This is a genomic window from Lentzea sp. NPDC051838 (assembly GCF_040681245.1).
Taxonomy (GTDB): domain Bacteria; phylum Actinomycetota; class Actinomycetes; order Mycobacteriales; family Pseudonocardiaceae; genus Lentzea.
On the sequence record NZ_JBFAYI010000021.1, the window covers coordinates 130,891 to 149,294 of the forward strand.

Sequence of the window (18,404 nt, forward strand, 5' to 3'; positions counted from 1 at the left end):
CAATGTGGCCGTCGACTGCTGTCTGGAAAGGGGGTGCCAGGCGTGACCTGGCAAGATGAGCTGCAGAAGCTTGACCTGGAGCTGGCCTCGGGTCGGATCACCGCGGACGACTACCGCCGACGCCGGGACGAGGTGCTGTCCGGTTCCGCGGGGGCGCCGGCCCCGCAACAGCCGCAGCAGCAGGCACCCTTCGCGCAGCCCTTCCGCTGGCAGGCGACCCCTCCGCAGCAGCAGCCGCAGCAGGCACCCAACCCAGACGCCACGCAGGTGGTCACCCCCGGTCAGGTTCCGTCTCCGGACAAGACCCAGGTCGTGAACACCCAGCAGCAGGGTTCCGACGGCGAGCGCACGCAGTTCGTGCGGCCGGTGACCGGGCCGAACCAGCAGCAGGGCGGCTGGCAGTCCAACCAGCCCGTTTCCGCACCGCCGCCGTGGACCACGGGCGGCGACGGCGGCTTCGGTCCGATGGGCGACCCGACCCCCGGCTGGATCGCCCAGGGTCCGGAGACGTTCGACGACGCTCGCGAGCGCGGCGGCAAGGGCAAGGTCTTCGCCATCATCGGCGTGATCCTGGTGCTGGCGCTCATCGGCGGTGGCATCTGGTGGTTCGCCGGCAGATCCAACACCGGTGGCGGCGGTGAAACGGTTGCGGAAACCACGCAGCAGACGACCACGAGCAAGCCGAAGCCGAAGGACGACCTGGAGATCGGCGTGCTGCCGGGCAGCCCCGAGAAGCAGGACCACATCAAGTCCTACGAGGACATCGTCTCGGAGAAGCTCCTCTCCGACGAGGAGAACACCGCGTACGCGACGGCTGGTGCGACGAAGGCGCGTGTCGGTCTGACGACGCTTCCTAACGGCGATGTCGTGCAGATCATCACGGTGCAGGCGAAGGACGCGACGGCCGCCGCCGCGGCCGTCGACGCACTCGGCGCGCTGCAGATCAAGTTCGGCTTCAAGCCGTACACGGGCGGTGCCGCCCCGGCCGGCGTGACCGCTGCTCAGGTCGACCCCAACGGCAACAACAAGGGCTCGGTCCGCGGCCACTACGCGCACAAGAACACCATCGTGCGCGTGCAGGTGGCGGGCAAGGACCCGGCGGCGTTCAGCAAGGACTTCGACGCGATGCTCGCCGCGCAGATCACCGCGCTGCCCGTCGGCCCGTGATGTCCGCGGGCGGCCCCCTGGTGGTCGCCTGCACGGTGGCGACACGTGCCCAGCTACCTGCCGCGCAGGTGCTGGGCACGTCCTACCTGAGGCACCACCCCGAGCACGAGTTCGTCGTCGTCGATCTGGAGGATCCGCCGGACTGGCTGGGCTTCCAGAACGACGAGTACCTCGATCTGGCGACCGCGCACGACATCGACGAGCTGGCCGAGGTCGTGGCGCCAAAAGCCGCAAGAGGCTTGCTCGAGAAGTACGACGCCGTGGTGCTTCTGCCGCCGCGCGCCCTCGTGCTGGCTCCCCTCGCGACAGTCACCAGGGGCGTCGTCGACCTGTCGGACTCCGCGCTCGCGCACTGGAACCTCCACGAGAGGTCGCTCGAGGGCGCGAACCTGATCAGGTTCGACGACTACGACCCGAGCGTCCCCTGGGTGCTCGCGCCGAGCTGCTCGAAGGTGCTGTTCTCCGAACGACCTGAGCTGAAGAAGATCTACGACGAGTACGCGAACAGCGTCGAACCGGCCGACGCCCCGTACCGCTTCGGGTCCCTTCAGGACGGAACGCCGATCACCGCGCCGATGCGCACGCTCTTCCGCGAAGCGCTGACACCGTCGAACCCGCTCAACCCGGCCAAGACACGGCCTCCCCACGCGTTCGACGGCGACCGTTTCCGCGAGTGGCTCAGCCTTCCCGCCACGCCCGTCGAACGCGTCAACGGCTTCAACCGGCTGCTGCTGGCTCTGTGGCGGTCGCGCGTCGACCTCCAGGTCGCTTTCCCGCACCCGTACGGTCCCGGTTTCCGCCAGTGGTGCGAACTGCACGGCCGCAACGAGGGCGTGCCGGAGTGGGCGCTGCCGACCGAACCGATCGAGCCGGCCGCACCCACAGAAGAGTTCGGCGTCAACGTCGCCGGCTACCACACGGCCGAGCTCGGCATCGGCGAGATGGGCCGGGTCATGTTGCGCGTGCTGGAGAGTTCGGGTGTCCCGCACGTGTCCGTGGTCGAGGAGCACTCGATCACCACGACTGTCCGAACAGGACTTGAACCGCCGGATTCCGTTGGCCGGCCGAGGTTTCCGGTCAGCCTGATCACTGTGAACGGCGACTTCACCGCGCCGCTGCTGGCCGCGCATCCCGAAGTCGGTCACGACCGCTACCGGATCGGGTTGTGGGCGTGGGAGATCGAGGACTTCCCCGCGTCGATGCACCACGGTTTCGCCCACGTCGACGAGATCTGGACCGTCAGCGAGTTCTCCCGGCGCTCCATCGCCGAGCACTCGCCGGTGCCCGTGCACACGATCCCGGTACCGGTGCCCGATCCTGGCGAGCCGCGCCGCGATTTGAGCGGCCGCACGCGGTTCCTGTTCGCGTTCGACTACAACAGCACCGCGGGCCGGAAGAACCCGTACGGACTGGTCAGCGCTTTCCAGGAGGCGTTCGAGGGACGTTCCGACGTCGAGTTGGTGATCAAGTCGACGAACTCGCACTCGAACGTCGCGGCGGCGGAACACCTGCGGCTCCAGGTCGCGGGCGACGAGCGGATCACCCTCGTCGAGCGCTACCTCACGGTCCAGGAGTTCGCCGACCTCTACGCCACCAGCCACGCCTACGTGTCGTTGCATCGCGGCGAGGGCTTCGGCCTCACCCTGGCGGAAGCGATGATCCGCGGCATCCCGGTGATCTCCACCGACTACTCGGGCACGGCCGAGTTCGTCACGGAGGAAACCGGTTGGCTGGTGCCGCACGGCACCACTGCCATCGGTCCCGGCTGGGCGCCCTACCCGGCGGACGGCCACTGGGCCGACCCGGATCTGCACGCCGCCGCCGAAGCGATGCGCGAGGTCGCGGACCACCCGGAGGAGGCACGCCGTCGCGGTGAAGCGGCCCGTGCACACCTCCTGCGCACCCGGTCGGTCGACGTCGCGGCCCGGTGGACGGCCGAACGCCTGACCGCGGCCCACGCCGAGTGGCAGGCCCGGCACCCGAAGCCGATCCAGGAGTCGCTCGCGAGGCGCGTGACGAAACGGATCGTCAGGACTGTCCGATCACCTGATCCACCTGCCTGACCTGCCCTAGAATTTCGCGCACACCTTCTCTGCACTCCTGGACGGCTGATGTCGGAAGCACGACTGGCGGACGCACTCGTGCGCCTGGACCAGAACAAGGAGCTGCGGCTCCCACTGCGGTCTCGTGACCTGCTCGGCAGGCTCATGATGCGGTTGCTCTGGCGGCGTCAGGTCAAGTGGCAGATTGAGACCAACCTCGCCACGCGCGACGCCGTGAACTCGTTGAGCGAGATCCTGCACAACCAGCACCAGGTGCCGAGGGCCGAGCTCGCGCACGAGGTTCAGCAGCTGCAGCAGGCCGACCAGAACATCATGGCCGGGCTCAACCAGCGCCTGTACGCGGCGATCGGCAGCCTCCGCACCGAGCTCGGCGACCTGCGCCTGCAGCTCGTGGACACCGGGCTGCACGCGGAGAAGGTGGACCAGCGCCTCGACGCGATCGAGAGCCGGCTCGCCGAACTCACCGCGGCAGCCCGCGATGCCCGCCAGCGCAACGCCCAGGTCGACCTCGCGCTCGACCAGTTCCGGCACGCGGACCGCACCGACGCGGACGCCGTCACGGTTCCCGCCAGGGCGAACGGCGTGGAACTGGCGATCGCCGAACTGCTCGACGGCCCGGTCGACCACGTGCGTGCCGCGAGGGCCGCACATCTTCCGGTCGTGGAAGGCCGCGGCACCGTGTTCGACGCCGTGCCGTGGCGGGGCGAGTGGTTCGAGGTGCTGCGCGAGGCGGGCATTCCCGCGGTCGGCGCGTCCGAGAACCCCTCGGTGGTCAAGCACAACGCGGAGCTCGGCTTCCGGCTGACCGAGGCCGACCCGCTGGAGGCGCTCAGCCAGGTCGACAAGCGTTCGCTTGGAGCCGTGACCGCCTTCCGCTTCGCCGAGCGGTTGTCGGCGGAAGGGCTGGCGCGGTTCGTCGGGCTGGCCGCGGAGTCGTTGCGGCCAGGTGGTGTTCTCCTGGTGGAGAGCCCTGTCGCCGGTCCGGAGTTCCACGTCGACCCGTTCGCGCTGCGGCCGGTGCACCCGACGTACCTGCGCTTCCTCGCCGAGTCGGCGGGCTTCGCCGAGGTCGAGGTCGAGCAGCACGACCACCCGCTCGGTGCACGCTTCACCCTGACCGCGCGGATGTGACCGTGCGCTACAGCATGTGGAGCCCGCTGCCGCCCGACCGCAGCGGGATCGCCGACTACACGCAGGAACTGCTCGCCGAGCTGGGCGACGACGCGGAGCCGGTGCGCCGCAAGAGTCCGCGCGCACGGTCCACGGGACTGGCGTGCTACCAGATGGGCAACCACGCGGGCGCGCATTCGTGGATCTACGACCAGGCGCTCGAGGTGCCGGGTGTCGTCGTCCTGCACGAGATGTCGTTGCTGGACTTCAACCTCGGCTACTGCAAGGGACTCACGCCCGAGTTCTACCGCGAGCTGAAGGACGCCCACGGCCCGATCTGGGGAGGTCCGGACGACCCGGCCCTGCTGCACGGGTTGCCCGCGGTCGAGGTCGACGGCGTGAAAATGCTCGACAGCCGCACGATGACGCTGGAGCACCGCCTCGTGACCGCGAGCCGAGGCGTGATCGTGCACGACCCGCACTCGGCGGAGCTGCTCCGCCAACGGTTCCCCGGCAAGCCTGTCTTCGTCGTGCCCCACGGCGCGCCGTTGCGCGACGACACCGATCGTGAGGACATCCGGTCGGAGTTCGAGTGGACCGACGAGCACGTGGTGTTCGGCGTCTTCGGCGGGTTCAACCGGATCAAGCGCATCCTGGTGACGGTGCTGGCGTTCGCCGAGGTGCGCAGGCGGTGGCCGAACGCCCGGCTGCTGATCGCGGGCCACGTCGACTACCCGGACGTGCACGCCTCCGTCGTCAGCGTCGTCGAGCAGCTCGGTCTCGAGAAGTCCGTGCACCTGGAGCTCAGCCCGGCGAAGAAGACGTTCGAGGACCTGATCACCGCGACCGACGTGGTGGTCAACCTGCGCTGGCCGACGATGGGCGAGACCAGCGGCGTGATGATGCGGGCGTTCGGCGCGGGCCGCATGGTGATCACGAGCGACCTGCCGCAGCACCGCCACCTCGACGAGGCGTTCTGCCCGCGCGTGCCGATCGAGCCCGCTCGTGAGGCGGAAGCGTTGGCCGCGCTGCTCGAAAAGATCGTCGAGAACCCGGCCGAGGCACGTGCGGCCGGCAAGCTCGCGCGTGACTGGGTGGCCGGGAACGCCACGTGGCCGATCGCGGCCGAGGGCTACCGGCAGGCGCTGGACAGCGTTGCCGCGGGCGAGAAGCCGGACGACACGTCTCCGGTCGGCGTGAACCTGTTCGCCGACCTGCGCGCCACGACCGGCCTGTCCGAGTCGTTCCGCCGGGCGGGCACTGCGATGCGCCGAGCCGCGTTGCCGATGACGTACACGGAGTTCAACTCACGTGCGCCGGTCCGCACGGTCCAGGTACCGCGCGAGATGCTGGAACTGCGCGGCGGCAAGGACTACCCGGTCGACCTGTGGATGGTGAACCTCAACGAGTTCCAGCTCATCCCGGAGACCGCGCTGGACCGGTACACGATCGCGCTGTGGGCGTGGGAGATGCCGGAGATCCTGGACTACACGCTCCAGCAACTGCCGCGGCTCGACGAGCTGTGGGTCGTGTCGTCCTACGTCGCCGAGGCGTTCCGCACCGCGACCGACGTGCCGATCACGGTCGTGCCGAACGTGGTCACCGAGATCTCGCCGACTCCGAACAGGGCGAGGTTCGGTCTGGACGAGGACGCTTTCGTCGTCCTGTTCACCTTCAGCGCCTCGTCGAGCGACGCACGCAAGAACCCGTGGGGCGTGATCGAGGCCTTCCGCCAGGCGTTCGCACCGCACGAGCGAGGCACCACCGCGCAGCTCGTGATCAAGGTCGTCGACCTCGACATCTTCCCGCTGATGGCCGCCGCGCTGCAGGACGCGGTCGCGAGCGTCAACGGCGTGCTGATCACCGGCGACCTGACCCGCGCCGAGATGGACTCACTCCTCGCGAGCTGTGACGTGTACGCGTCGCTGCACCGCTCGGAGGGCTTCGGCATGGGCATGGCGGAAGCGATGTCGATCGGCAAGCCGGTCGTGGCCACCGGCTACAGCGGCAACACCGACTTCATGCCACCGGGATCGGCCGGCGTGGTCGGGTACAAGATCCGTCCGATCACCATGGCCGACCACCGCTACGACGAGCGCTTCGCCGACTGGTACCGCCCCGGCCTGCTGTGGGCGGAACCGAACGTCGCCCAGGCCGCCGGATGGCTGCGCCGCCTCGCGGACAGCCCGTCGTTGCGCGCCAGGATGGGAGAAGCCGCTCGCCGGGCGATCTGGGAGCGGTGCAGCTACGAGGCCGTCGGCAAGGTGATCAGCGACCGGCTCGGGGAGATTTACCAGGAGCGTTCTCCAGCTCGATGAGCCGTGCCTCGAGCGCGGCGATCCGGTGCCGGGCGCGAGCGGTCTCCTGTTCCGCGTGCTGTGCGGCCTCGCGCAGCACGCGGAACTCGGCCGCCTCGTGCGCCTGCGCCCCTTCCGCCTCCCGCAGGGCCTCTTCGAGCCGGCGGATGTACGCCATCTCCGCCATCCGAGCGGCCCGCTGCTCGGCCACCTCGGCGCGGACGTACTTGTCGAACACGTTCGCGGGCACGGAGAGCAGCTCCAACGCCTCCGTGTCCTCGGCCTTCGCGTAGAACCGGTTGAGCCCGTCGAACAACGCGCACCGGTAGCCGGCGTCGGTCATCAGCGGGTCCCACTCGTGGTGCGCGGGCTTGGTGGAACCGGGCTCCGTCGCCTCCACCACGACCACCCGAGGCCGGTGCCGGTCCCAGTCGGCGCCCTCGATGACGCTGCGCTCCTCGCCCTCCACGTCGATCTTGAGGAAGTCGACGTCGCCGGGGTGCTCGTCGAGAACGTCCGCGAGCGTGCGGACCTCGACCTCGACCTCGACGATCTCCAGCGTCGACTCGGCCTGGTAGGAGTCCGCGAGCGCGCTGTCGAGCGTCGACCACCCGGACCTGTTCACGACGTGGTGCAGCACAGCGGTGCCGGGCTTGGCGCCCAGCGCGACCGCCAGCGTCAGGTCGTCGGGCCGCGCCTTGCGCAACGCCTCGACCTGCGCCGGGATCGGCTCGACGTTGATGCCCCGCCAGCCGAGGTCGTAGAAGTGCTTGGTGACCGAGTCCGCGACGGGATCAGACGCCCCGACGTCCACATAACGCCCGGTCGTCCTGCCTTGGAAGAGCCGGGCGAGGAGCACGTCCTCGGCGTTCTGCGCGTACGAGATCACGCCGCAGACAATATCTGTCCGCCCGGTGCGGCAACCCGCGATCGCCGCGCTGCGTCTCTACCATCAGCAGCTGAGACAGCCTGGAGGACTCGATGGTCCCGGTCGTGATATTAGTCACATTGGCAGGTTTGGCGTTCCTGACGCGAACCGTAATGGCCCTCCTGGCCGTTTCCTCCAACAAGGACGCCCGTGATTACCCTAAGCCACAAACGTCCACCAATTGAGATACTCGTTCGGAGTACGTCTTACGGACGAACGTTGACTTACCGTACGATCCTTTCGGGTCGTATGACTGAACGGTCACCCGAAGGGGACCTCACAGGGGTAGGTGCGCCATGGACCACGCACTGAGCAAGGTCATCGAGCTGCGCGAGAGCGGTTTTCAGTTCCTCCACCTGAGGGACGACGCCGGGCAGCTCGACCGCATCATGGCGTTCAAGCAGCGCAGAGGCTTCATCGACTCGATCCTGTTCTGGTCCGAGACAGAGGCGCGCGCGGGCCGTCTGCCCGCAGTCCGCGACTCGGCTCGCCCTGCACAGGCCGTGTGGATCTACGAGGGTCCGCTGGTCGAGGCCGTCGACAGGTTGCTGGACCTGCCGGAGCCCGGCGCCAGGAATGCGCCCACGCTGATGAAGGCGACCGCGTCCGACCTGGCCGTCGTGACAACGCTGCCCTTTAAGTTGAAGCTTCCACCGGGCGCGATCGCCTAGCTCGTCAGTTATTTTCCAAGTCGCCGCGCTTAACGGCGCCGATGAACGCTTCCCAATTACCGGACTGGATGACAAATCCTGTCCGGTTTTTGGTGTCTCGCACCAGCGCCTTTGAGCCGTTCAGCGCAATCTCGACACAGTCGGCGTCCTCTTGGTTGTTACTGCGGCTGCTTTTGCGCCAAACAAGAGTCACTTCGCCCCTACCTCTCGGCAGCCGACCTCTCGATCCACGCGACGGACTCTTCGGGAGTCAACGCCAGCTTCGAGAGGTGCTTGAAGGTAAGGCTACTGGCCTGCACGCGCTCAGGATCTTCGATGTGGACCGACCCACCTGCGTGCTCGACGTAGAGGACCTGCGGGTCTCCGGTGTACGGAAACTCCAGCAACGTGAACGGGCCGTTGAGCCCGTCATGCAGTCCTGCCATGTCCAATACGACCTGAATCGTGACGTTGGGTAGCAGGCCGATCTTGTTGATGTGCAGCAGCTGCTCACCACCCGCATGACGAAGCGCGGACTCGGTGATGATCGCGTGGTACCGGACCGCGTTGTCCCCGAACAGTCGTTCCTGACGCCGCACCCGGATCTCGATCAGATTCGAGATCGCCTTCTCGGATCGCTGAGTGCGCGAACTCGCGAACAGCGCGCGCATGTAGCTCCTCGACTGGACCATGCCGGGGATGTGCAGGCACTGAAAGGTCTTGATGACCGAGGCATCCTGCTCCAGGCTGAGATAGCCCAGGGTGTCCCGCCCGTAGGGGCGCCACCAGCCCTTCTCCTTGGCGCGGTTCCACATCTCAAGGTACGGCTCTTCTTCGTCACCGATGACGCCGTACATGTCGAGCATCGCCCGCAACGCGTGGATGTCGGGCAGCTGGCCGTTCTCGATGCGGCTGAGCTTCTGGATGTTGTAGTCGATCCGCTCCGCCGCCTCACGCTGGCTCATCCCGTTCCGCTCGCGCAGCTGTTGGAGCGCCTCGCCGAGGCGCCGCTGACGAAAGGTGGGTTCGGCCACGGTCCAAACGGTACGGGCAAGATCCGCACTTTGGGATTCTCACCTTCTGGGTCTGGTGAGGAACGTCCTGGTCATGGACCACTTCCATCGCATCGAGTACCGCCGCCGGCTGTCCGACGGCGCGCTGGACCTCGAACACGTCGAGGAGGTTCAGGACCACGGTTGGTACATAAGGAAAGGAGAGGAGTGGCGCCGTCGCTACACCATCGAGTGCGCGTACGACTTCTTGTCCCGCACCGAAACGAAGGCGGGCACGTTCGCGGTCTCGGTGTGGCGGGACGAAGCGCGCGTCTGCACCGTCGGACTCGACTGGCGCCCCCTCAAAGGATGAAGAAGTTCCCCCGCCTGAGTTACGCAGCTTGATGTAGAGGGGCCTGGTGCGAAACTTTCGCGCCTATGAACCTCAGGAAGACCGTCACGGGGGCCGCCGTCGCCCTCGGCAGCACCGCCGTCATGCTCGGCCTGGGTGGTATCGCGCACGCTGACACCGCGGACGCCAACGTTGCGACCACGCCGGACATCGGCGGCCAGCTGGGCGATGTCGCCACGGCCGGTGACCTCGCGTCGGTGAACACCAAGGACGTCGCGGGCAAGATCCAGGCGATCAACGCGCAGGACATCGACGTCGAAGCGATCGTCGAGAACGTCGACGCCGGTGGCAACGGTGTTCCGGCGGCCACGCTGCTCGGCCTCAACGAGCCGCAGGGCCCGCCGCACGGCCACGCGGCCATCGACATCTGATCCAACCAGTACTTCCTGGCCGGGGCGGCGCCCGATTCCCTCCCCCTCGAATCGGGCGCCGTTCCACTTTTTGCACAACAACTCGGAGCGAAACGCCTTGAACATCAAGAAGATCGTCGCGTCCGCCGGTATCGCCACCGGAGCCATCGCCGCCATGGCGGGCACCGCGCAGGCCGCACCTCAGCTGCCGGAACTCCCGAACGTCGACGCCGCGAGCAAGGTCAGCGAGCTCGCCGAGGGCGCCGGCATCTCCACGCTGCACAACATGGGTGGCAACGTGGAGATGATCCACGACGGCACCAAGGTCATCGGCGGCTGATCAACGCCCGACCGCGTAACCCTGTGCGCCGCGCGGATTCGCACCGGCGCGCAGGAGTCCGTCCGAGGAGTCCCTGGCCACGGCCGACATCCGGCCGAGGGTCCACTCGCCGGCGTCCACTACCTGGTGGCCCTTGCGCCGCAACGCTTCCAGGGTGTCGGCGCCGACACGGGACTCGATGACGAGCTCGCCGGGCGTCCACGCACGCGGGTAGAACGAGCTCGGGAACGCGTTCGAGTGCCACATCGGCGAGTCGATCGCCTCCTGCAGGTTCAGGCCTGCCTGGTGCGCGAGCCAGAAGCCGAGCTGCCACTGGTCCTGCTGGTCGCCGCCGGGCGTGCCGAACGCCAGCGCCGGAACCCCGTCCCGCAACGCCATCGACGGCGACAACGTGATCCGCGGGCGCTTGCCTGGAGCCAGCGAGTTCGGCAAACCCTTGTCCAGCCAGAACATCTGGGCGCGGCTGCCCAGGCAGAAGCCGAGCGACGGGATCGTCGGCGACGACTGCAGCCAGCCGCCGGACGGGGTCGCGGAGACCATGTTGCCCCAGCGGTCCACGACGTCGACGTGCACCGTGTCGCCGCGCGTCACGCCGGAACGCGCGACCGTCGGTTCGCCGATCGCACCGGTCGGGTCGGACACCAGCACTGACGGGCCGCCAACGATGTGCTTGGGCAGCAACGGTTCGCGGCCGTCGGGCGAGCCAGGACGAAGTTCGAAAGAAGCAGAGTCTGAAATCAGCGCACGGCGTTCTGAGGCGTACGAGCGCGAGAGCAACGTCTCCAGCGGCACATCAGGACTGTCGCCGTACCAGGCCTCGCGGTCGGCGAAGGCGAGCTTGGCGGCCTCGACGGCCAGGTGCACGGTCTCCGCAGTGGGCACGCCGTCCACATAGGACAGGTCGTAGCCCTCCAGCAACCGGAGCTGTTGCGCCAGAACAGGTCCCTGCGTCCACGCACCGGCCTTGACGAGCGTCCACGAGCCGAAGTCGGTCAGCACCGCGTCCTCGTACGACGCCTCCCACGACGCCATGTCGGCACCGGTCAGCACACCGGCGTGGTCGCGACCGGAGTCGTCGCGGAAAGCGCCACGGCAGAACTCGTCGATCTGCGCCGCCACGAACCCCTGCGACCAGGCCCTGCGTGCGGCCTCGATCTGCGCTTCACGATCAGCACCCGCGGCCTCGGCGGCGGCGAGCAGCCACTCCCACGTGTCGGCGAGCTTCGGGTTCCGGAACCGCCCACCGCGCACCGGCAACGACCCGCCCGGCATCCACTGCGCCGCTGAGGTCCGCCAGTGGTCGCGGAAGAGGTCCGAGACGAGCTCGATGGTGTCGACGGCACGGGCCAGGAGCGGGAAGCCGTCACGCGCGTAGCCGATCGCGCGATCCAACACTTCGCGCAACGACTTGGTGCCGTGGTCACGCAGAAGAGTGAGCCATCCGTCCCAAGCGCCGGGCACCGTCGCGGCGAGCAGACCGCTGCCGGGAACCAACTCCAGGCCCAGCGAGGTGTAGTGGTCGATCGACGCGCCAGCCGGAGCAACACCCTGTCCACAGAGCACGCGCGGGGCCGAACCAGCCGCCGCGAAGATGATCGGAACCTCGCCACCGGGACCGTTGAGGTGCGGTTCCACCACCTGCAACACGAACCCGGCGGTCACGGCGGCGTCGAACGCGTTGCCGCCGTCCTCGAGCACAGCCATGGCCGCCGAGGAGGCCAGCCAGTGGGTGGAAGCGACCATGCCGAAGGTGCCGACGAGTTCGGGGCGCGTGGTGAACACACCCCTAAAGGTATGCGACGCTAACTAAATTGCGTGACTCCGAGTGACGCACGCCCCACACCCGAATGGAGTAGTCCAGCGCGCTGCAGTGCGTCGGCGTCGAGGTGGTTGCGGGAGTCGACGACGGCGTGTCCGTCCATCAGCTCGGCGACGCGCACCCAGTCCAACGTCCGGAACACCGGCCAGTCCGTCAGCAGCACGACGGCCTCGGCACCCTTGACCGCCTGGTACGGGTCGTCGACCAGCAGCATTCCGGCGAGCGGCCCCGTCACCTCGGGGTCGTAGGCGGTCAGGTCGGCGCCTTCGAGCACCAACTGCTCGGCGACCGCCAACGCCGGTGAGTCGCGCAGGTCGTTCGTGCCCGCCTTGAACGCGAGCCCGAGCACGCCGATCCGCACACCGGCCAACGATCCACCGCAGGCGACCCGAACCTTGTCCACCACCCGCATCTGCGCGCGGACGTTGGCCTCGATCGTGGAACGCACCAGCCCGAAGTCGACACCAACCGCCTCGGCGATCTGCACCATCGCGTGCGTGTCCTTCGGCAGGCACGACCCGCCCCAGCCAGGCCCGGGACGCAGGAACGACTGCCCGATCCGCTTGTCGTATCCCATGCCCTCGGACACGGACTCGATGTCCGCGCCGAGCAGTTCGCACAGCTCAGCGACCGCGTTGACGTACGAGAGCTTCATCGCGAGGAAGCAGTTCGCGGCGTACTTGACCATCTCGGCGGAAGCGGCGTCCATCAGCACGGTCGGCGCACCGAGCTTGGCGAACAGAGCCGCGACCCGTTCAGCCGCGGATGGCGAGTCCGAGCCCACCACGATCCGGTCCGGGTGCAGGAAGTCGCGAACCGCCGTTCCCTCGCGCAGGAACTCAGGGTTCGACACGACCGCCACGTCCTCACGCCCGAGCAGCGCGCGCACGCGAGAGGACGTCCCCACAGGCACCGTCGACTTCGTGACGATCACCGCCCCGTACGGGAGCACCTCGGAGATCTCCGCTGCCACCGACTCGACGGCGCTCAGGTCGGCCGCACCACCCGCGCCCATCGGCGTCGGCAGGCAGAGGAACACGACGTCAGCATCGAGAACCGCGGCCGCGGCCCCCACCACGAACTCCAGCCGCCCGGCTGCCTGACCTTCGACGACGAGCTCGGCGAGTCCGGGTTCGAGGATGTCGACCTGCCCGGCTCGCAGCCGGGCGACCTTCAACGAATCCACGTCCGCGCAGACCACGCGGTGCCCGAGAGAGGCGAGGCAGGCTCCCGTCGTCAACCCGACGTAACCGGTGCCCACCACGGCGATACGGCGCGCAAACATAAGGGTGACCCTGACATGCCCAGTTGAACGCCGTACGACTTTCGTCGTAGCTGCCCGTGACAGATCTCCTACCAGAGGTCTACCGGCGCGGCCGATGTTTCGAACACCGTCGAACGGCACAGTTCAGGGCATGGGAATTCTGGGTGTGGCGACGATCTTCATCGGGCTCGCGCTCCTGGCAGCGGTGCCGTTGGTGGCACTGCTCCACTGGACCGACCGTTGAGTTCGAGGTAACGAGCGTTAACCTCCTCGCGAGCAGTTCGCTTCGAGGAGGATGAAGGCATGGAGATCTCGGGTACCGCGGCCATCGTCACCGGTGGCGCGTCCGGTCTCGGCGGCGCGACCGCACGTGCGCTGGCGGCGCGTGGAGCGCAGGTGTTCGCGCTCGACCTGCCGAGCGCCATCGAGAAGGCCGAAGCCGTCGAGGGCGTGACCTACCTGGCCGCCGACGTGACCTCGGGCGAGCAGGTCGCCGCCGCCGTCGACACCGCGGCAGGCTCTGGCCACCCGCTGCGCATCACGGTGAACTGCGCGGGCATCGGCCCGTCGACCCGCACCGTCGGCAAGACCGGCCCGCACGACCTCGACCTGTACCGCAAGGTCATCGAGATCAACCTGATCGGCACCTTCAACGTCCTGCGCCTGGCCGCCGCGGCCATGGGCAAGACCGAGGAGTTGGAGCACGGCGCCCGCGGCGTCATCATCAACACGGCCTCGATCGCCGCGTTCGACGGCCAGATCGGCCAGGTCGCCTACGCCTCGTCCAAGGGCGGCGTCGTGGGCATGACCCTCCCGGCCGCCCGCGACCTGTCGTCCGTCGGCATCCGCGTGCTGACCATCGCGCCCGGCATCGTCGACACCCCGATGCTCGCCACGGTCTCCGACGAGTTCCGCGCGGGCCTCGCCGCCGGCATCCCGTTCCCGAAGCGCCTGGCGCAGCCGACCGAGTACGCGCAGCTCGCGCTCTCGCTGGTCGAGCACGACTACCTGAACGGCGAGGTCATCCGCATGGACGGCGCTCTCCGCATGGCTCCGCGCTAGGGCTGCTCAGTGCGCGGGTGGACGTGAACGTCGCCGATGATCCGGTCGGCCTGGATCACGACCCCCTGGTTGCTCTCCACCCGGTTGTACGCCCCACCGGCCTCCGCGAGGTCGGCGACGGTGCGACTCAGGGTCCGGTGCAGTGCTTCTCGCTGCACCGGATCCAGCCCGTCGATCCCCCGCGCGCCGATCCACAGCACCTTGACCACCTGGCTGCGCACGGCGTACTTCGTCGATCGGGCTGACAGGAAGCGCGGCAGGTCCACCCACAGCACGGGGAAGTCGGTGCCCTTCAGCACCTTTCCGCCGGCTTCGAGCGTGCCCGCGGCGAGGATGTAGATCCCCTTCGGCTTCGGCGCCTCCGCCGCAACGGAGTCCGAGGTCAGCTGCACGGGCAACCTGCGCAACGTGATCAGCTCGGCATGGCCGCGCAACGACGCGAGCGTCTCGTCCCACCGCCGTTCACCCGCGTTCAACGGGCCGCTGCGATCCGGCCCGAGCAGGTACGGGGCGTTGTCGCTCACGTGCTGCAACGCCCGGTAGTTGATGAACCGGGCGACACTGCGCGCGGCGGCAGAGCCCGCCAGCAGGTGGACGTCCTCGTACCTGAACGACAGCAACGCGACATCGGTCAGGGCCACCAGGTCCGCGGTCCGATCGCGAGCCAGCGCATAGGCGAGCTCGCCCACGATCTCGCCCTGACGAAGCGTGTGCAGCGCGTCCGCGGATCCCTCCCCCTCGGAGTTGAAGACGCCGATCTCGCCGCGCAGGATGACGAACAACGAGTCGCCCCGGTCGCGGTAGCGGCAGATGAACTCGCCGCGCCTGCGCTCCACGAGCTTGCCCAGCTTGAGCATCTCGATCGGCTCGTCGAGGTCAGGCAGGCCGAAGAACGGGTTGAGCTCGTCCTTCCCGGTGCGCGTGTCGGTGAACTTGAGCTTCGCCGGTTCGATCGCCTCGACGCAGCGCGCGACCAGACGGTCGTCCGAGCTGGCCTGCCAGATCCGCTTGGCGAGGTGGAGGATGTCCCAGCTGCGCCCCTCCGAAACCGCCCGGCGCAGACCCTCGTGGTCGCTTTCGGCCGCAGTGCTCCAGTGCGATCTGCTCGTGCCGGACGACATCAGGTAGATCGACTGCAGCCTGCCGTCGTTGCCCAGCAGCCGGCGCGGGTCGTGGAACTCGACGGCGGCGGAACTCGTCGCGAGACGGAACTCCTCCGACACCAGGATTCCGTCGTCCCAATGGCCGAGCAGCTTTCCCGCGTCGTTGATACCGGGTCCGACCGGTTGAACGCAGCCACCAGCACCGACGATGGTGCGCACCGGACCGCGGTGGCACGCGATGCGCAGCGGTACACGTTCGTCGAGCGACCACGCTCGCAACGCGAAGGCCAGGTCGAGCGCGGGCTGCTCCCACTCCTCCTGCTGAAACAGGACGTGGCCACCGTCCCCGCCGGACGCCCACACGACGTCAGCACAGGCGTCGACGATGGCGTTGATCGCCGCCACCCGTGCCACCTGCACGTCGATGTCCGCCGCCGAGTGCCCGACGATGTCGCACGAAACGATGGTGACGAGCACTAACTCGACCTCCACCGAGCCTCCCTGGCTAGAGGTCGCCCGCGAACGGCAGACGGGACATGGCGTCCGAGGTCATCCACTCGCGCAGGCGGTGGGTGGCCAGGACGTCGTCCTCGTTGTACTCCAGCAGCCGCCGCCGCTGATCGACGTCGAGCTCGTCGCCGTTCAACCCGACCGCGGCCCGGTACCAGCGCATCGAGTTCTCGCCGCCGGCCTCCGGGTCGCGCCAGGAGAACCCTGCCACGGGCGCGATGATCTTCAGGCCCTTGCCGTGCGCGCACAGGAACTGCTCGCGGACGATCCCGAACAGATCCACCCAGGAGTCCGAGTTGATGAACTCCTTGATCTGCGCGATCGTCGGGATGCCGGGCTTGCCCGCGAACCGTTCCGCCGACGCCAGCAGCCACCGGTTCTCGGCCAGCTCGTTGTAGCAGTAGGCCTTGAACGACAGCCCGCGTGCCTTGGCGCGCAGGCGGACACCGGTCAGCCACGTCCAGAACTCGGCGAACGAACGAGCCTCGTCGTCGCACGGCATCGGATCCCACGTGACGAAGGCGCGGTAGCCGGGCGGCTCGTCGATGTCCTTTCCGGACAACAGACAGCCCCACATGTACGCGCCGAGATCGCCGAAGCTCTCCATGTCGACGTCGACCTCGACGTCAGCACGCGGCACGTTCATCTCCGGCACCCGCCGCACCAGCGTCAGATCCCGCAGCCACGCCCGCGCCAGCACCACGGCGTCACCGAACGGCATACCCACCAACTGGATCGGCCCGTCACCCGTCGGATCCAGCTCGGCCAGAGCGTCCACAGTGGACAGCCCGGCCTTCCGCAGCGCCACGGCATCCTCACCGCGCACGACGAGACTCACGTCCCGCCCCTGCTTCAGCTCGTTGTCGCACGTCGGCCACCACGGACACGTCTTGCAGTCGACGATGCGCGACGGCTTCGCCAGCGCGTCCCTCTGGTTCGCCGCAGCCAGCGCAATCGCCAGCCGATCGGAGAACCGAGCGTCGTACTCGGCCAACGCGTTACGACCGCCGGGCCAGGTAGGCGCCTCCAGGTCGTGCCACAGCACCACATCGGCATCCATGCCGATCACGCCACCGGTAGCGCGCCCATGAGCCGCAAAACCAGCAGCCTGCAACTGCCTCTGCGCGTGGGCGAGCCTGAGCTGATCCCGAGGCTGCGGCCGAACCTTCCGATGCGGATCAGTCCGACTCCCGCCAGGCAACGGCGTGTTCAACGGACTGGTCTTGGCGCCCTGCCCAGGATCAGTGATCTTGTGCCGCACGACCAGCACCGGCACGTACCCGGTCGAGTCCTTCACCAGCAGGTCGATCCCACCACGCCGCCCACCACGAGGATCACGAGGCAGCGCGGCCCCCCAGATGTACTGGGCCCCCATCTCCATCGCGGCAAGCGTGACCCGCTCCCGATCCGCAGTGCGAACCTCCGGCCCGTTCGGCACCTCGAAGAGGTTCGAGCCCACAATCCGCCCGAGCGCATCCGCCACCGCACGACGGTGGTTGGTCGCGTCCGCTTTCCGTTGCTCAGAAGCCGGATCCGGCGCCGCCTTGGGAGCGTCGCGCATCTCCGGATCGTTTTCGAGGTGCACCCGCCGCCGACAACGAGTGACCACGCCGGCGTCAAGCTGCACCTGGGAAGTCACAGCAGCAGCGTATGTCGCGCGTCCACCTCACGTGTCAGCAACCTGGGCAGTAAGTTTCACCTGACGGAGGAGGTGTACCCGAATGGCGCGCAAAACCGGCCATCTGATCACGCCCAAGAGGGCCAAGAACCTGGTCGGAGTGGCCAAGGTGGTGGCCCCAGCGCTCATCCCGGTACTAGCCCCGGTCCTGGCCAGAGGCGCAGGCATGCTCAGCGAACAGTACGACCGCTACCGAGCCCGCCGCCTGGGCATCGACGTGGCCGACATCGGCAAGTACTCCGGATTCGGCGCCCGCCTCCACGCACGAATTGTCGGCTTCTCCGACTCCTTGGAGCCTTTGCGAACGACCGACGCCGATTGGGTTTCGAAGACCGAGGCCCGCCTGACCCAATTGCTGGCCGCAGTACGAGCCTCCGAACGCATGCCCACGGCCCGCCGCAAAGCAGCACACCGAGCCGTAGGAACAGACCTGGACGCGCTAGAACAGGAACTGCTCCGCCGCCTGAACGTCCGCGAGTAGCACCCCCGCCGAAGGCGGCATCAAGCGAAGCCGAAGGCGAGCAGTGGCGAAGGCGAAGCCGAGCTGCCTTTAGCCAAGAAACGATAGGTGGGGTGGGTCCCGTCACGAGTCGTGGCTGAACGTTTGCCGCGCCAGGGAGGGGAGGTCAAGTCGACACGCTTTTCGTCGACTTGACCTC

At 68.1% G+C, this 18,404-nt stretch carries 17 protein-coding genes; 10 read left to right on the forward strand and 7 right to left on the reverse strand.

Translation table 11 applies throughout. The features are described from left to right. Positions 1–42: 42 nt before the first annotated feature. Genes AB0M24_RS33775 through AB0M24_RS33790 form a run of 4 tightly spaced genes read left to right on the forward strand, consistent with a single transcriptional unit; the run spans position 43 to position 6,658 of the window. Entirely contained in the window at positions 43–1,167 is a 1,125-nt protein-coding gene (locus tag AB0M24_RS33775) for a hypothetical protein (protein ID WP_363777315.1), read from the forward strand. Positions 1,168–1,202: 35 nt separating this feature from the next. Further along, positions 1,203–3,230, forward strand: a complete 2,028-nt coding sequence (locus AB0M24_RS33780; RefSeq protein WP_363777317.1) for a glycosyltransferase — start codon at positions 1,203–1,205, stop codon at positions 3,228–3,230. Between the two features lie 48 nt (positions 3,231–3,278). Next, positions 3,279–4,361: a hypothetical protein gene (locus tag AB0M24_RS33785; protein ID WP_363777319.1), complete on the forward strand. Its 1,083-nt coding sequence runs from the start codon at positions 3,279–3,281 to the stop codon at positions 4,359–4,361. A gap of 2 nt (positions 4,362–4,363) precedes the next feature. After that, the gene (locus AB0M24_RS33790) at positions 4,364–6,658 is read left to right on the forward strand and encodes a glycosyltransferase (RefSeq protein ID WP_363777321.1); all 2,295 of its coding nucleotides are present in this window, start codon (positions 4,364–4,366) and stop codon (positions 6,656–6,658) included. On the opposite strand, the gene AB0M24_RS33795 is transcribed toward AB0M24_RS33790, so the two are convergent. Continuing rightward, on the reverse strand, positions 6,609–7,526 hold the full coding sequence (locus tag AB0M24_RS33795; RefSeq protein ID WP_363777323.1) for an FkbM family methyltransferase: 918 nt from the start codon (positions 7,524–7,526) through the stop codon (positions 6,609–6,611). The two genes, AB0M24_RS33790 and AB0M24_RS33795, sit on opposite strands and share 50 nt — an antisense overlap. 335 nt (positions 7,527–7,861) lie before the next feature. On the opposite strand from AB0M24_RS33795, the gene AB0M24_RS33800 reads away from it, so the two are divergent. Beyond that, positions 7,862–8,236, forward strand: coding sequence for a hypothetical protein (locus AB0M24_RS33800; protein WP_363777325.1), 375 nt, complete (start codon positions 7,862–7,864; stop codon positions 8,234–8,236). Positions 8,237–8,240: 4 nt separating this feature from the next. Here AB0M24_RS33800 and AB0M24_RS33805 read toward each other — a convergent pair whose 3' ends face one another. Together AB0M24_RS33805 and AB0M24_RS33810 are read right to left on the reverse strand one after the other, a co-directional pair. Beyond that, positions 8,241–8,429: a DUF397 domain-containing protein gene (locus AB0M24_RS33805; RefSeq protein ID WP_363777327.1), complete on the reverse strand. Its 189-nt coding sequence runs from the start codon at positions 8,427–8,429 to the stop codon at positions 8,241–8,243. Positions 8,430–8,436: 7 nt separating this feature from the next. Then, a complete protein-coding gene (locus AB0M24_RS33810; protein ID WP_363777329.1) occupies positions 8,437–9,249 on the reverse strand; it encodes a helix-turn-helix transcriptional regulator in 813 nt (270 codons plus the stop codon). A gap of 73 nt (positions 9,250–9,322) precedes the next feature. On the opposite strand from AB0M24_RS33810, the gene AB0M24_RS33815 reads away from it, so the two are divergent. The 3 genes from AB0M24_RS33815 to AB0M24_RS33825 all read left to right on the forward strand — a co-directional run bounded on the left by AB0M24_RS33815 (position 9,323) and on the right by AB0M24_RS33825 (position 10,309). Beyond that, positions 9,323–9,580: a hypothetical protein gene (locus AB0M24_RS33815; RefSeq protein ID WP_363777331.1), complete on the forward strand. Its 258-nt coding sequence runs from the start codon at positions 9,323–9,325 to the stop codon at positions 9,578–9,580. Positions 9,581–9,645: 65 nt separating this feature from the next. Then, positions 9,646–9,990 carry a hypothetical protein gene (locus AB0M24_RS33820; protein WP_363777333.1) on the forward strand — a complete coding sequence of 115 codons (345 nt, stop codon included), beginning with the start codon at positions 9,646–9,648 and terminating at the stop codon, positions 9,988–9,990. A gap of 97 nt (positions 9,991–10,087) precedes the next feature. Then, a complete protein-coding gene (locus AB0M24_RS33825; protein WP_363777335.1) occupies positions 10,088–10,309 on the forward strand; it encodes a hypothetical protein in 222 nt (73 codons plus the stop codon). On the opposite strand, the gene AB0M24_RS33830 is transcribed toward AB0M24_RS33825, so the two are convergent. Together AB0M24_RS33830 and AB0M24_RS33835 are read right to left on the reverse strand one after the other, a co-directional pair. After that, positions 10,310–12,091: a gamma-glutamyltransferase family protein gene (locus AB0M24_RS33830; RefSeq protein ID WP_363777337.1), complete on the reverse strand. Its 1,782-nt coding sequence runs from the start codon at positions 12,089–12,091 to the stop codon at positions 10,310–10,312. It abuts the gene before it with no gap. A 20-nt stretch (positions 12,092–12,111) separates the two neighbouring features. After that, positions 12,112–13,413 carry a UDP-glucose/GDP-mannose dehydrogenase family protein gene (locus AB0M24_RS33835; protein ID WP_363777339.1) on the reverse strand — a complete coding sequence of 434 codons (1,302 nt, stop codon included), beginning with the start codon at positions 13,411–13,413 and terminating at the stop codon, positions 12,112–12,114. Between the two features lie 282 nt (positions 13,414–13,695). Here AB0M24_RS33835 and AB0M24_RS33840 point away from each other — a divergent pair, with 282 nt between their 5' ends. Further along, positions 13,696–14,454: an SDR family NAD(P)-dependent oxidoreductase gene (locus tag AB0M24_RS33840; RefSeq protein WP_363777341.1), complete on the forward strand. Its 759-nt coding sequence runs from the start codon at positions 13,696–13,698 to the stop codon at positions 14,452–14,454. Here the strand turns inward: AB0M24_RS33840 and AB0M24_RS33845 are convergent. Together AB0M24_RS33845 and AB0M24_RS33850 are read right to left on the reverse strand one after the other, a co-directional pair. Then, positions 14,451–16,049 carry a cyclic nucleotide-binding domain-containing protein gene (locus AB0M24_RS33845; protein WP_363777343.1) on the reverse strand — a complete coding sequence of 533 codons (1,599 nt, stop codon included), beginning with the start codon at positions 16,047–16,049 and terminating at the stop codon, positions 14,451–14,453. The genes AB0M24_RS33840 and AB0M24_RS33845 overlap by 4 nt on opposite strands. Before the next feature lie 13 nt (positions 16,050–16,062). Beyond that, a complete protein-coding gene (locus tag AB0M24_RS33850) occupies positions 16,063–17,706 on the reverse strand; it encodes a TM0106 family RecB-like putative nuclease (RefSeq protein ID WP_363777346.1) in 1,644 nt (547 codons plus the stop codon). An 82-nt stretch (positions 17,707–17,788) separates the two neighbouring features. Between AB0M24_RS33850 and AB0M24_RS33855 the strand changes: the two genes are divergently transcribed. Beyond that, a complete protein-coding gene (locus AB0M24_RS33855) occupies positions 17,789–18,226 on the forward strand; it encodes a DUF6474 family protein (protein WP_363777348.1) in 438 nt (145 codons plus the stop codon). The last annotated feature ends 178 nt before the right edge of the window (positions 18,227–18,404 follow it).

What these genes read in the sequence shown, in the direction of transcription:
- AB0M24_RS33815 (WP_363777331.1), top strand. Translation starts at nt 9,323, where the DNA reads ATGGACCACTTCCATCGCATCGAGTACCGCCGCCGGCTGTCCGACGGC.
- AB0M24_RS33820 (WP_363777333.1), top strand. Translation starts at nt 9,646, where the DNA reads ATGAACCTCAGGAAGACCGTCACGGGGGCCGCCGTCGCCCTCGGCAGC.
- AB0M24_RS33800 (WP_363777325.1), top strand. Translation starts at nt 7,862, where the DNA reads ATGGACCACGCACTGAGCAAGGTCATCGAGCTGCGCGAGAGCGGTTTT.
- AB0M24_RS33840 (WP_363777341.1), top strand. Translation starts at nt 13,696, where the DNA reads ATGGAGATCTCGGGTACCGCGGCCATCGTCACCGGTGGCGCGTCCGGT.
- AB0M24_RS33785 (WP_363777319.1), top strand. Translation starts at nt 3,279, where the DNA reads ATGTCGGAAGCACGACTGGCGGACGCACTCGTGCGCCTGGACCAGAAC.
- AB0M24_RS33855 (WP_363777348.1), top strand. Translation starts at nt 17,789, where the DNA reads ATGGCGCGCAAAACCGGCCATCTGATCACGCCCAAGAGGGCCAAGAAC.
- AB0M24_RS33835 (WP_363777339.1), bottom strand. Translation starts at nt 13,413, where the DNA reads ATGTTTGCGCGCCGTATCGCCGTGGTGGGCACCGGTTACGTCGGGTTG.